We start from the raw sequence: 14,216 nt of genomic DNA, 5'->3' as shown, positions 1-14,216 counted from the left end.
ATGTTCCTTCTCTGCATTCCCAAACTTTGATGGTGCCGCACCCGGGTGCTGATGCGCCCGGGTGCGGGAGGGGATCAGTGCGGTCTGGTCAGGATAGCGTCCTGCGCCCAACCGGCCGCTTGCGACACGGCTGACACGATCTGCCCGGAGTCGACCCGGCCGGTGTTACCGGCCAGATATTGGTTCAGCAGCGCAAAGCTCTGGCTTGCCAGGGACGCCGTGGTCGTACCCGTCGCGAGCTGAGGATCCGTCACGAACGCCTGCGGCCTACCGGTTGCCAGCGTGCTGGTGAACGACTCCACATGTTGCTGCAGCCGCTCAAAGCCCTGGTTCGCCAGGAACCCTGCGCTCGTCGAGGTCGAAGCCGGAGGACTGGTCACGCTGGTGGTCTGCGGCGACGTCGTGGTCGTTGTCGTCGTGGCCGCAGGCCGCGGATCCGTCACGATGATGGTCTGCGGCGCGGCCGTCGCCACAGCGCCGGTGACCGGGTCCTTCGCGCTTGCCGTCAGCGAGAGCTCTGCGACGGGATGACCTCCGCCCCTGTAGTTCGATGTCAGAGTCAGTCCGCTCTCGACCTGCGCGGCCGTCAGGGTGATGTCCCTTCCCCTGAACGTCTGACCATCGAGTGCGGAGGTGATCGACTCGTACTTCGGCAACCCCCTGATGTTGACGGTCACGTTATCGTTGGGGTCGGTCGTTGTCACGCCGACTCCCAGGTCGACCGTACCACCTCTGCCGTACACCTTGAGCGAATCGTCCGCGACGGTGAGGACCGGCGCGATCGCTGACGGGGCCGTTGGGGTGGTTGGCGTCGTTGGAGTCGTCGGCGCCGTTGGGGACGTCGGAGTGGTTGGGGACGTCGGCGTCGCCGGGGTCGCATCGATCTGAAGACCGGAGAACGTCTTCACCGCGCCCGAAAGGTTCGCCGCGAGCCCGCCTGAATCCTTGATGCTCGCGCCGGTCGGAAGATTGACTCCCGTGATGGCGAGCGCCGAGGTGTCCTGGTCAGTCGACGCAACAGTGTTCTTGAAGATGAGCGAGCTCGTGCCTGAGCCACTGACATAGGTGGCCTTTCCGCCATCGTTAAGCGACAGCGTCGGCGTGCCGGTGACGGTCACGGCCTCGCTGAAGCCGAGCGTCATTGTGATGGTGTCGCCGTTATCTGCGATTCCCGTCCCCGGTGAAGCGGACGCCTGCGTCACCGTCGGCGCCAGGTTTACCGGCGTGGTTGGCGCAGTTGGGGTGGTTGGCGTGGTTGGGGACGTTGGCGTCGTCGGGGTCGCATCGATCTGCAGACCGGTGAACGTCTTCACCGCACCCGAGAGGTTCGCCGCAAGACCGGAAGTATCCTTGATGCTGGCGCCGCTCGCAAGATTGACCCCGGTGATCGCAAGCGCCGACGTGTCCTTGTCAGTCGGTGCGACGGTCGTTTTGAAGGTGAGCGCACTCGTCCCGGACCCGCCCACATAGGTGGCGGTCGCGCCATCGTTGAGCGACAGCGTCGGCGTGCCGGTGACGGTCACGGCCTCGCTGAAGCCGAGCGTCATTGTGATGGTGTCGCCGTTATCTGCGATTCCCGTCCCCGGTGAAGCGGAGACCTGCGTCACCGACGGCGCGACGTTTGGCGGCGTAATCGGTGTCGTCGGCGTGGTTGGCTGCGTCGGCGTCGTGCCGCCAGCACCCTGCCAGCCGATCGCCTGCGATCCAGTGACCAGCGTCATGTTGCGAAAATCGACGGCAGTCGTCTCGGGCGCCGTCGACCGATAGATGCCATATTCCCAGTAGGTGCCGTCCCCATAGCCGAGCGGGCCGGAATAATCCACCACCTGTTTGCCGTCGATCGAGACGTCCAAATACCCGCCGCCGCTGTTCGAGACATTGGACTGGATATTGATGTCGTAATATCGGCCCGGCACAATCGGATTCGGATCGGTCCACAGAGTCATCATGTGGAGATCGGAAGACGAATTACTGGGATTCCCACCGGGCAGAACATAGCGGGCGACAATTTGCAGATGGTCGCCGTCCATCTGGACCGCGAACGGCGGTGAGGTCCCCACGCCGCCCGTAACGTCGTCATTGTGCATTTGACCGACGATAAACCAGCCATTCGAGCTGTTCTGAGTGTTAACAAATGACCCATTGGGCCCATTGGCCTCCACCATCAACTGATAGTCGATGCCAATCGGAGTACCGGCCGGCATATATGCACCCCAGCTGGTCTTGACGCCCGTCGAGGCATTTTGAATTTCAGAGCGATCAACGTATGAGCCATCAGCACCCGCTGCCCAATTTTCGCCCTGGCGGAGCTCGAACCGCAGGGTCTGCGGGTCGGGGTTGGTTATACTGTAGCTCCTACCCTCCGTCTCAACTTCGTAGGAGTCGCCACCGATAAGAAAGTAGGTTCCAGGCGTGGTCTTGAAATTCGTGATCGTGCCGGTCGTATCCAATTCAGGCCTCCATCGAGAAGTTGTTTCTCGTATCGTTGATGTTGACGAGGGAATTCCACTGCCGCGCATGCGATGACGCGCGACATACTGCATGCTCGCAGCGACTGGCTTCGCGAACACATTTCAACGCATCGCAGCCTCGGACCGCGAGCGGATTTCAATGCATCGCAGTCTGGACCGCGAGCACACTTCAAAGCAGTGGGATTGTGCCCCCCCGACTGCTGGCGTGGGGGTTAATAAGCAAAAGTGGCGAAAAAAATTTCAAAATGTGATTTTATACGCATGTATACCGCGTCGCCAGCATAGCGTTGAAAACATGCGCGATTCACCTACCAATCGGAGAAAATTGAATGGGTCAGCGTGGTGCATAAGTTCCGAGCGCGACGAGTGCGTGATTGGCTTCCCGTCTTGGCTCCCATATCAAGACGGCGTCTGCCGGGCGCCAAGGTTCAGCCGGGCCGGCGACGACGCCATGCCGCCACCACCGACAGCGACCACGACGAGCCGATCTATTCCAATCGAACCAAAGATTAGCCAATCAACGGCCCGAACCTGCTTAGGATCTCCGATATCACCTATGTCGCTGTCGTGGGCGGGGCTCGTGCTTCAGATTGATGGTCTTATCGAGCCTGTGCGCGAAACAGATCGCCGTTCCCCATCTCCGGCTTCTTCTGTCGCATCGCTCCCCTTCACGCAATCAGGACTGCTGATTTGAGGGAATCTTGCAATCTCAAAACCGCAGCGGCGCCAAAAACCGGCTCTCAACTCAACGGCCTGGTGACTTTTTCACGGACGACAAGATTACTGCTTCGACCCCGAGTGATTGGCCTTCGGTGTTCGGACCGCCACTGCTGCCCGTCATCTCCATTTCGTCCATATGCAGGATGTCGGTCTTCCAGTCGCCAACCGACCATCACGATCCGGCTGTTCTTGCCGTTGATCGCCGTCCGCTCCTCACGAGCTCCGGCCACGAGCGAGGCGCTGAGAGCACATTGTCGCGTTCTGTGCGATCGAGAAAGACCGGCGGCCGAAGCCGCCAAACGGCGGCTTATTCACCTCGCGGTGTCCAACGGCTCAACCGCTCACCCGCGCGCTGCAACACAGTCTCTAGGAATACGATCGAATGATTAATCGACCATATCTCTAGTAATAGCTCCTTCCCATGTCGCGCGCGCCCTCCTATACGCCACCCTCCGATAAAGGCGGAGATAGGCGTTACACATCGCATCGCGCGAGAATGCGGTTTCAACGCGCCGACGCCCCTCGATACCGAATTGATTAGCAAGCGCACGGTCATTGAGGAGTCTGAGCACACGATCGGTCAGCACCCCAGCGTCGTGGCTCGGCACAAGAAATCCCGTCTGGCCCTCCAGGACCAATTCGGGAGTGCCCCCATCGTTTGTTGCTACGATTGGCTTACCCAATGCCATGCATTCGGTAATTGCGTTGGAAATGCCTTCCCCGTGTACCCGGCTGTTGGTAACGAGAACTCCCACAGTGAAGACATTGACGATACTTTCTACATCTTTCCGCCGACCCAGAAACTTTATCCGCGGCGAATACTCAGGTGGGACGCTGTCGTGCACTTTCCGCATCATTGCACCGTCGCCGACAGCCACAAAAGTAACATCGTCCCTGAGGTGGCAAATGCGGCAGGCCATTTCGACAAAGATTGCATAGTCCTTTTTGGGTGTGACGTTGGCAACCATCCCGACAATGTGGGGAGTCGCGATTCCCAAGCTGCTGCGAAGCTCGACCTCGTCCACCAAGTTAGAAAGTCTTTCAGGATTGAACCCATTATAGATGCATACACCTTTGCGTTCGGGAATATCGTAGGCAGCCAGGCCTGCGCGCGAATTGGCGACAACAATGTCTGAAAACGGAAAAGTCAGCTTGCCCCTTAAATAGTCCTTATTCCACAGTGTCATATGCGGCGGCGCGTCCCGCACAAAGCCATTGACGAAAGCGGCGCCGCACAATTTCGCAACTGGAGCTGCATAAATGGAGCATATCGAGCCCCACGAGTGGACGATATCAATTTTCAAATCAGAGGTCAGATCGTACAAACTCTTGAAAAGGCGAAAATCCCTCCTGCCTTTCCGAATGAGCGGAATGTATTGCGCATGTTCGCTGTCAATTTCGTATTGATCATCCTCCTCATAGGTAACCGCGACGAATGACTCTATGTCGCGGTGAGGGACAAGCCCCTCCAAAAGTTCGACGATTTGTCGTTCTTTTCCTCCCCGGCCTATGCATTCAGTAAAGTGCAGTATACGCATCTCAGCGCTCTCCCACGCGGCCTGCTTCAGTCCAAATCGCAACGAGGCGGTTCAGCGAAAAATTCAACGTTCAACCGCGCTCGATGTAAAGCTTATCATTTGCAGCATTTGGGCCGCCGCCGATTGCATGCCGCTCATGCGAACCTCGAACCTGGCCCTCGTGTCGAATGGCCCCCCAACGCCGACGCGAGGAAGTGCAAAATGGTTTGAGTTGCGGTCGGATACTTGCCCATTCCGCGTTGTTACTGCGGTCGAAAAGCCTATTTCCTTCGCGAGATGTGCTTCGCGAGGACCACATGCTCTGGAGTCGCCGTAAGGATAAGCGAAGTGCCGAACCGGAAGCTGCAGCAATTGCTCCAGATAGCAGCGGTTATCCGCCATTTCGGCTCGCGCTGCAGGAGCATCCAGGGACGACAGTGCTGCATGCGAAGCGGTGTGCCCGCCAATTGACGCGAGAGGATGCCGCGAGAGTTTTTGAAGCTCGCGCTCATTCAGGAAATATGCCTCATTCAAAGCCGATAGCGATATACCCGCCTTGTTGAACGTTGAGGCGAGCATTGCAGCCCGGTGATAATCTTGGTGAATCCACTCAATTACCTTGTATAAGCCCGACACCTTTTCGTGAAACTCGGGACAGTGGAACTTCATGTCCATCGCATCGATCGTAACCATGTCTCCAATGCGAAATACTTCGCGCAAACCCAGCCACCACGATTGCAGCGTTCGTGTGAGGGCGCCAGTGGGAACGTACATCATGAATGGGGCATTGTTTCGCTCGAGGATTGGAAGCGCAGTCGCGAGGTTGTCGCGATAGCCGTCGTCAAAGGTAAGCACCGCATAGCGGCACGGTCCGGGATCCGTGGCCAATCGCTCGAGACATGTCTCGAAACTGACAATCTCCCACCCTTCTTGCCGCAGCCAATTGAGTGAATATTCGAAAAGAGCAACTGAAGTCCCGGTCGTCAATTCCGAGCGAAAATCTTGTTGAATCTCATGGAACATCAGGATAGCTGCCCTACCAGCAAAAATCCTGCGGAAGGTTGGCATTAGCCCGGACCGATGAGCCAATTGGATCATGCTGTCCTTGAGAACCTGCTTCACTCTAACCCCTCATCAGAAAGAAACGAACCTCTCATCAGAAAGACACTGCCGCCTTGGCGAATTGACCTGACATTTCCGATTGCTTTCTGTGCGCGGTCTGTCGCCAATGTTCGTCTTCAGAATGATATTGTGAGCAAAAACTCAAGCAACGCGTTTGCGGAATAAGAAACGATTGAGCCCTTCTGTTTACTCGACGCGATTCCCACACGCAATTCTGCGGACCGTTTACTCACTTGTAGGTACCTCCAAATTCGACACCTCCATTGAACAGCTTTCGCCGCATAGTTTTCTTCCTCCAGCCCATCGATCACAGTCTCTGCGTTCAGCCCATAAATGTAGGCGAAGGAGGGGAGTTTGAAGTGGGAAACCGCGTTAGTACAGCGGGAACCATCTCAACCAAGCGTACCAGCGTTGCAGACATTTGTGTCCGACCACTCTCGAAAGTGGAAACATCAATAGAAAGGTGAATCACGCGCGCCCAATCACAGCACCTCACACGCCCGATCACGGATCTCGTCGCGGCGCTCGACGGCGATCGCGAAATAGTTCGTGCTGCGCTGAGGAAGGAGGTGTGCTTCCTGGAACCCCGATAAATCGAGGCCGGGGTCGTTGTGGGCGACGCGGTTCGGCAGTACGACGCAGTAACCGCGCTGCGCCAGCCAATCGAACAGGTCGGCCTTAGGATACATCCCACCCGATCCGCTCTCGAACATGATCGTCGGCCGGCTGCTCGCAATCAGCTTCTCCGCGCCGCGCAGGACGCCTAGCTCCGCGCCTTCCACGTCGATCTTCATCGCATCGACATCCGTGGCCGTGACCACCGTGTCCAGGCGCTGCACCGGGACCTGGATCTCGCGAACGGTCGACCGGCTACCCAGCGTCCTGTCGAGCGACGAATAGCCGGAGCGGTTGAGGTCGATGAAGAACGCCGCCAGTTCCTCGCGCTCGCCCGCCGCGATAGAGTGGACCTCGATCTCGGGGAAGCGCCGCCGGAGCGCTGCCGCTTTTTCGGGGATGGCCTCGATCGCGATGATTTTGCGCGGGCTGCTGTGTCGCCGGACGCCGGCCACCACGGAGCCGATATGTGCGCCCACGTCGACGAATGCCTTCCCGTCGCCACAGATGCGCTCGATCAGGCGCCTGGCCGTGCTGTCGTTGGAAATGCGCCCAAGCGATTCATCCTGTCGCACGGCTGCTCTGAACAACTCGACCCGCTCGCGCAGAGACAGTGCGAAGCCGCCGACTCGCGTCCCTATGATCGCTTCCTTCAACATCGCAAAAACTCCCTGTTAAGTTCCGAGCCTCTCACGGGCGGCGCACTTAGCTGTAGACACCGAATTTCTTCTGCACGTTATGCAAAAAGTCTTGCGCTCCGCGCCTGCAGAGGATGTCGGGCAGCGCGCTAGTCTCCCAAGCGGAATTGCTGTCCTGTAGGCTTTCTCGACGTTGGAAGGCTTTGAGTTGATCCTCTGGCAATTTGAATTTGCTTTCGAGGATCTTGTAGAGTTCACCCTTCCAGCCGTCGCATTGTCGTCATCCGCTCCGCAGCAAACGCTTGCCCACCGTCCTTGCCCTGAAGTTCGAGAGAACGTCGGCATATACCCCGACGATCTTTTCGACGGTGAGCGCCTGGTCGTACCTCGCCATTGCCGCTCGCCCCCGGAACTCGCTGCTCCGCGACCAGTCAAAAACCTCTCGAAGGTTGCGGGCAATCGTGCCGGCGTCCTGCGGACAGATCCGCGTCCCCGCGATGCCGCTTAACAGCTCGCCAACGTCGCCTACCTCCGTCGCCACTACCGGGCGATTGCACGCGAGAGCTTCCTTGATAGAGGTCGGCGACCCCTCATAATCCGAGCAGAGAAGCAGGGCGTCGGCCGCGCTGTAGCACCACGGCATTTCGCCGTTCGGCACATTGACGACCGTCATCAACTCTGCGTCGACGTCCTCCTGTACGAGTCGCTCGACTGACGCTCTTGCCAGATCGTATCTCTTCTCAGGGCGCGCCGGATCAAATGGAAACAGAACGATATACCTGTCTTTCGGCCACCCCAGCCGCGCTCGTGCTTTGTCGCGATCGTACGGCTTGAATACGTCGAGGTCGACCCCGCAGGGAATTACGACTCCCGGAATCCGTCTCCGCATCCCCTCCGAAACGACTATGACGGCATCGGCGAAATGCGACACAGCCCGTGTGCACAGCCTCTCAAAGATATTTTTGCCAAGTACGTCAGTCCCGTGCAGCGTGATGACGAGTGGCGCCTGCGACCGAAACATTGCAGGATATGCCGAATAACCGTAGTGCGCATGGACGATGTCGTATGCCTCCGCGCTCGTCATTCGCATGACGTCAAGAGTGCACCTCAGATAGTTCATCTTGGACTGGAATCCGAGAATATTGATAACGTCGACCGTGTGGCCGAACCGGCGCAGCTGCTCTACCTGCTGGCACACGAAGGCTCCGGAGCCCGGTCTGTGCGGACTCGGATACATGTTGGTGACACAGAGGATCCTCACGATTAGTGTTCCCTCAACGCTTGGCACGAACTGCCAGCGAGTCACTGGTCTGCGCCGCGAACCTCTTTGAGCCGTCGTCGGATCTCTGCCGGGACGCCCATCACGAGCGCACCGTCGGGCACGTCCTTCGTCACCACCGCACCGGCGCCGACGACGGCGCCAACGCCGATTCTGACGCCTGGCAGTAGGTTGGCTCCCAGGCCGATCGCCGCGCCGCGCGCGACATGGGGCCCGAGCATGGGCGAACCGTCGTAGCCGTTGCGGCCGATCGCATTGTCGTTCGAAGTGCCGACGCAGCCCGAAATGAACACGTCGTCTTCGATCGTCATATTGCCCGCCAGCCAGGTGTGATCCTGCACCCGGACGCGATCGCCGATTCGCGTGTTGTAATTGACCGTGACGTAACGTCCGATGACAGTCTTCGAGCCGATCCGTGATTGTTCACGGATCGAGGCGCCGTCACCAATCAGGGTCCCCGCGCCGACCGAGACGTCGTAGAAGATTACCGCGTGCGGTCCGATAGAACAATCGGCGCCGATATCGACCCATGCCTCGAAACGCGGCGCGCGCGACAACGCGCCGGCCCCCTTGGGCGCCTTGCCGATATAGGCTCCCGGGAAGATTTCGACGTTGTCCCCGATTCTTGCGCCGCTCTCAATCACGACATGCGGGTGAATGACCACCCCGTTGCCAATCGTAACATCAGGCCGCACCACGGCGAACTCGGCGATCGTCACGGCCGCACCGATCGCCTCGGTCTCGACCACCGCCCATGCACTGATTCGATTCATCGCCACTCCTTCCCGGCCTCGGCGCGCAGCGCGGCGGGCGAATACGTTGATTTCCGTCGCAATTTCTTGTGACCGTCCTGCTCGGCCGCAGCGCGCGCAATCGCGGCGATACGGCGCACCTGGTCGCGTGCGAGCTCGGGGAACATGGGCAGGGACAATGATCGAGCGGCCATCGCTTCGCAGTACGGCAAGTCGCCCTGCCTGTAGCCGAGATGGGCGAGGGCAGGCTGTAGGTGGAGCGGCACCGGATAATGGATCCCGGTAGCTACGCCAGCCTGGTCGAGCTTGTTCCGCATTGCGTCCCGCTCGTTCGTCTCGATCACATACAAATGGTAGACGTGCGTCGACCCCTTTTGAACGAACGGCGTCTTGATCCCCGACTGCGCCAACTCCACGGCGTACCACTCCGCAGCGCGCCGCCGATTGGCGTTCCATTCATCCAGGCGCCGCAGCTTGATCTGCAGGATTGCCGCCTGGAGAGTATCGAGCCGGCTGTTGAACCCGATCTCGGCGTGGCTGTAGTGGCTGGTTCGACCGTGGTCACGCAGTCGTTCGATCCGCTCGGCGATCGCGGCACTGTTGGTAGTGACCGCTCCGCCGTCGCCATAGGCCCCGAGGTTCTTCGCCGGATAAAACGAGAAACATGCGACATCGCCGAGCGCCCCAGTTCGGACCCCCTGATATTCCGCCCCGTGCGCCTGGGCCGCGTCCTCTAGTACATAGAGGCCGCGCCGCCGTGCGATGTCCTTGATTGGACCCATGTCAGCGGGCTGGCCGTAGAGGTGGACTGCGACGATCGCTCTTGTACGACCCGTTAGGGCGCGCTCGATCATCTTGGGATCGATCGTGTAGGTGTCTGGATCGATATCGACGAACACGGGCCGCGCACCCGTCGCCACGATGGCGGCCGCGGTGGCGATGAAGGTATGAGCGGTTGTAATCACCTCGTCGCCATGACCAATATCCAGGGCCCGCAGCGCCAGATGAAGCGCGTCCGTGCCGCTCGCCACACCGCGCGCGTGGCGCACCTGGCAATATGCGGCGAAATCTCTTTCGAACGAGGCAACCGCCTCGCCGCCGATGAATTGCGCGGAGTCGAGAATGTCCCGAATTGCTTCGGCCATCTCGTCCTTTAGCGTCTCATATTGCGCTTTAAGATCGACGAACGGAATGTGCATTTGTCGAACCTCACGAGAATCCGTCTCTGTCACTGGAGAACCTCATCGGGCACCGTGCCCCCGCAGCACCGCGGGAAGCGTCAGCGCAATCAACTTCAGGTCGGTCCATAAGGTCCAGTTCATTGCATATTCGACATCCATCTCGAGCATTACCTCGGGGCAGACACGACCCCGGCCGCGCACCTGGCAAATTCCGGTGATGCCGGGCTTCACAATGTGACGTTTATGGTGCCAGTCCCGGAAGTATTCGAGTTCATAAGGAATCGCCGGCCGCGGACCGACGATGCTCATTTCGCCCCGCAATACATTGAGAAGTTGCGGCAGCTCGTCGAGGCTGGTTCTCCGCAGCCAACGCCCCACGCGCGTCACGCGAGGATCGTCTGTCAGCTTGTATGGGGCATCGGGGTCGTTCGAGAGGGGTTCCTTTGCCCAAGCCCGCCGGATCGCATCGCGATGGACGTTTTCGTCGGCGTTGTGGCGGAGCGTCCGGAATTTGAAGCAGTTGAACGGTTTCTCGTCTCGCCCGATCCGACGTTGGCGAAAGACCGCTGGTCCGGGACTATCGAGATGGATTGCTATCCACACCACCATGAAGATGGGAGCCAGCACCACGATCGCGAGAACGCCGATCGCGACGTCGAGCGCCCGCTTGCCGAATTCCCGCGGGGTCGCCTTCCGTCGCGTGGCTTCATGCGACGGCAATTTCGGGACCTCCCGCCGGCATGTTCCGCCGCCGAAACATCCGTTGATCCTTACCGTTGCTACGGTGTTTGTGCTTGAGCCGTAGACACGCCGATGCCGCCTCGAGCGCTTCGACAACGCGCAGCCCGTGCAGTCCGTCCGCGCGCGGCCGTTCCCCGGTCATGATCGCATTGACGAAGTCGAGTAACTCGAGTTTCAGCGGTTCGCTGCTGGATATCGCGGGGATATGCACGTCGCCATGATGATAGGCCGATTGGAAGTCGGCGTAGGAGTCGCCGTTAATCTGCGGCCTGAATCGCTTCTGGTAAACGCGCACTTTCTCGGACGGCTGCACGTCGTCGAACACCAGCATCGCATCGCTTCCGACGACCGTGATCTGGCGCACCTTGACCGGGTCCAACCAGGAAACATGCACATGGGCGGTCGCGCCGCTCTTGAAGCCCATCTTGGCGTAAACAACGTCCTCAACGTCAGGCAGAACGTGCGCGGAACCCCAGGCGCCGATGGTTTGCGGCACCTCCTCCAGCAGGCAGAAGATGATCGAGAGGTCGTGCGGCGCCAAGTCCCAAAGGACATTGGCGTCCTGCCGGTAGAGACCGAGATTCAGGCGCCGCGAATCAATGTAGTAAAGCTCGCCGAGAGAGCCGCTCTGGATCATCTGGCGCATGACGCCCACCGCCGGGTGATACTCGAACGTGTGCCCGACCATCAGAACACGCTTGCGATCTTCGGCGATCGCATTCAACTCGCGGCATTGCGCGCTCGTCATAGCCAACGGCTTCTCAACGAGCGCGTGCTTTCCGGCCTGGAGCACCGCCCGCGCCAATTCAAAGTGCGTCTCCACAGGGGTGGCGACAATGACCCCGTCGATAGAAGGGTTATTCAGCACCGCGCCGATATCACGCGAAACATCGACAGAAGGATATTGTGAACGGACATATTCCAATCTGTCAGGGTGCAGATCAGCGGCCATCGAAAGCCTTGCGTTGCGTATATCGCAGCTGACACGGATGTGTTTCGCACCCCAGTAGCCGCAACCGATGACGGCGAGCGACGGGCCGCCGTTCGCGGTCCGAATTTCCGCGTTATTCGCCATGTTGGTTCCCTGTTTGAAGGCCTCAGCGTGCGTTCATTCAAGATAACCGATTGGGCGCGCACGCTGCTGAAGAACACGGATTATGATCTACGCTCTTTTGGGGTACACAGGTCGGAATACCCCGCGCTTCGCTCGCCTCCGTCCTTCAGTGGAAACCTGGCGGCCTTTCGTATAGGACTCCCCAAGAGGAGCACAATCTCGAGGTCGCGGACGATCCGCAGGATGCCCGGTGGCCTCGCCGAAGGATGATGCGACAACCCAGGACGGAACGCCGACGCCATGGACACGGGCTCTTCGATCGCGCTCCTGATCCGCAGTGACACTCCATCGTCCGACGATTGCAACCTGGCGGAAATCCTCGATTTTTTCGGAGTTCCATGGACGGCGCTGACAGTCAGTGAAGCGAACGGGGGCAATGTAGCCTCGCTGACGGCAAGTCATCCGCAGTTCTCCATCCTGACTTCCGCGCCCTGTCTTGCTGAAACCCTGCAGCCCTGCAAGGCCGGAACGTTTCCGGCTTGGTTGGCGGCAGCCGCTTCCGTGTTCGTCTATGGATTTCAAGCTGTGGATCCCTGCAGGGCTCTGCTGCGCCAGATCACGGGAGACCCGGAGGCGGACATCCGCGGCATCGACGCGTGGCCAATAACCGTGTCCGTCACTGATGCTTTTCCAGACATGTGCGGCCCAATGTCGGCCCTGCGGATTCAACTGGAGCCCGGCGCCGCGGATGCGGCGCTTGTCATCCGGGATGGTGGCGAATTGCAGAGCATCGTCGGGGCGCCCGAGGGACACCTGTTCGCCGGATTTGCCTATTCCGGCGTGCGCTTTTTTGCCGATGCCTCACTGGCGATGGTGGACATTCGCGAACGCGCTGCGACCTATTTTGATGTGAAGAAGCGTTTCGCCGGTGCGGTGCCAGTCGTGATGTATCTGAAGTGGTCGTTCCGCGACGTCTGCTGGACCGCCTCCGAAACAAACGCGTGCCTGATCATCGACGATCCACCCCTGAGGCCACGGTACGGCTTTCTCGATTTTGGCGAACTACTGCAGTTGGCCAACAAGCAGAGGTTCGCGACGACCATCGCCTTCATTCCATGGAACTGGCATCGAACAAATCGCGACACCGTTGCCGCCTTTCGGAAAAATAGCGAAAAACTGTCCGTCTGCGTGCACGGCTGCGATCACACCCGTAGTGAATTTGCAGCCCGTTCAGCCGACCTACTCGACAGAAAGCTGAAGACCGCCAGGTGTCGGATGCAGTCCCTTCTCAACGAGACCGCGCTTGATCATGAAAACGTGATGGTTTTCCCGCAAGGGGCATTCTCGCCCGAGGCGGTGTCGGCTCTCAAGCGACATGGCTTCGTCGCGGCAGTGAACACGGAAGTCGCACCAGCCGATGACGCGTCGAACGAAACGACACTCGCAGACCTGTGGAGTGTCGCCATCGTTCGGTATGGGGGATTCTCGATTTATACCCGGCGGTATATTGACCACGGCATTGAAAACTTTGCATTTGACGGAATCCTGGGCAAGCCGTGCTTCGTTGCCGGGCATCACGACCTTTTCCGAGGCCACGGCAGCGAACTAGCGGAGTTCCTCCGACAGCTTGCATCCTTGCGGTGGAAGCTCTGTTGGCGGACTCTCGGGGACGCCGTTTGCCACAGCTACAGCATTCGACCCGACGGCGTAACGATCATAGTGAAGATGTTTGCTGAACAACTCCGCATCGAAAACATGGAGGCGATGACGCGACGGATCCAAGTCGTGAAGCAAGAACCACAGGTCGATTCTTTGAAAGATGTTACAGTCAACCAAGACGTCGTCGCGTACGAATGCATGGACGGATGCATTCGGATGATCGTCGATATCCCGCCCGGCAGGACGGCGGATATACGCTGCGTTTATCACGAACAGCCGGATGCTTTCGCGCATTCAGAATCGGTCTCATACCGACTTGGGGTGGCGGTTCGGCGATATCTATCCGAACTTCGTGACAACTACGGGTACCTTTTTCGTTTTCGCGTATAGCCGGGAGGCGGACCGCAACGAGCGTGGTCATGCTGTTTCGGCCCAGGCACGATGCTCCTGGCAGATCGCTTCCTGCT

The 14,216-nt window shown here is 59.2% G+C and carries 10 protein-coding genes; 1 reads left to right on the top strand and 9 read right to left on the bottom strand.

Annotated elements, in window-relative coordinates; all coding sequences use genetic code 11:
• Positions 1–74 precede the first annotated feature (74 nt).
• From V1286_RS19005 to V1286_RS18965, 9 genes are all read right to left on the bottom strand, one after another.
• Positions 75–2,450, bottom strand: coding sequence for a heparin lyase I family protein (locus V1286_RS19005; protein ID WP_334481683.1), 2,376 nt, complete (start codon positions 2,448–2,450; stop codon positions 75–77).
• A 1,127-nt stretch (positions 2,451–3,577) separates the two neighbouring features.
• The gene (locus tag V1286_RS19000) at positions 3,578–4,729 is read right to left on the bottom strand and encodes a glycosyltransferase family 4 protein (protein ID WP_334481682.1); all 1,152 of its coding nucleotides are present in this window, start codon (positions 4,727–4,729) and stop codon (positions 3,578–3,580) included.
• Between the two features lie 63 nt (positions 4,730–4,792).
• Entirely contained in the window at positions 4,793–5,830 is a 1,038-nt protein-coding gene (locus tag V1286_RS18995; protein ID WP_334481681.1) for a polysaccharide deacetylase family protein, read from the bottom strand.
• 482 nt (positions 5,831–6,312) lie between these two features.
• Positions 6,313–7,104 (bottom strand): FkbM family methyltransferase, encoded by a 792-nt coding sequence (locus V1286_RS18990; RefSeq protein ID WP_334481680.1) that lies wholly within the window; start codon positions 7,102–7,104, stop codon positions 6,313–6,315.
• Positions 7,105–7,363: 259 nt separating this feature from the next.
• Entirely contained in the window at positions 7,364–8,344 is a 981-nt protein-coding gene (locus V1286_RS18985) for a glycosyltransferase (protein WP_334481679.1), read from the bottom strand.
• 41 nt (positions 8,345–8,385) lie between these two features.
• Complete coding sequence (locus tag V1286_RS18980) at positions 8,386–9,135, bottom strand: hypothetical protein (RefSeq protein WP_334481678.1); 750 nt, start codon at positions 9,133–9,135, stop codon at positions 8,386–8,388.
• Positions 9,132–10,313 carry a DegT/DnrJ/EryC1/StrS family aminotransferase gene (locus V1286_RS18975; RefSeq protein ID WP_334481677.1) on the bottom strand — a complete coding sequence of 394 codons (1,182 nt, stop codon included), beginning with the start codon at positions 10,311–10,313 and terminating at the stop codon, positions 9,132–9,134. The genes V1286_RS18980 and V1286_RS18975 overlap by 4 nt, the downstream gene beginning before the upstream one ends.
• Before the next feature lie 42 nt (positions 10,314–10,355).
• Positions 10,356–11,015: a sugar transferase gene (locus V1286_RS18970; RefSeq protein ID WP_334481676.1), complete on the bottom strand. Its 660-nt coding sequence runs from the start codon at positions 11,013–11,015 to the stop codon at positions 10,356–10,358.
• Positions 11,002–12,111 carry a Gfo/Idh/MocA family protein gene (locus V1286_RS18965; RefSeq protein WP_334481674.1) on the bottom strand — a complete coding sequence of 370 codons (1,110 nt, stop codon included), beginning with the start codon at positions 12,109–12,111 and terminating at the stop codon, positions 11,002–11,004. Before V1286_RS18965 ends, V1286_RS18970 begins: the two co-directional genes overlap by 14 nt.
• Before the next feature lie 279 nt (positions 12,112–12,390).
• On the opposite strand from V1286_RS18965, the gene V1286_RS18960 reads away from it, so the two are divergent.
• Positions 12,391–14,139 carry a polysaccharide deacetylase family protein gene (locus tag V1286_RS18960; RefSeq protein ID WP_334481672.1) on the top strand — a complete coding sequence of 583 codons (1,749 nt, stop codon included), beginning with the start codon at positions 12,391–12,393 and terminating at the stop codon, positions 14,137–14,139.
• The last annotated feature ends 77 nt before the right edge of the window (positions 14,140–14,216 follow it).

The sequence above is a fragment of the Bradyrhizobium algeriense genome (assembly GCF_036924595.1).
GTDB lineage: Bacteria > Pseudomonadota > Alphaproteobacteria > Rhizobiales > Xanthobacteraceae > Bradyrhizobium > Bradyrhizobium algeriense.
This window is presented reverse-complemented; position numbering and strand designations above follow the sequence as displayed.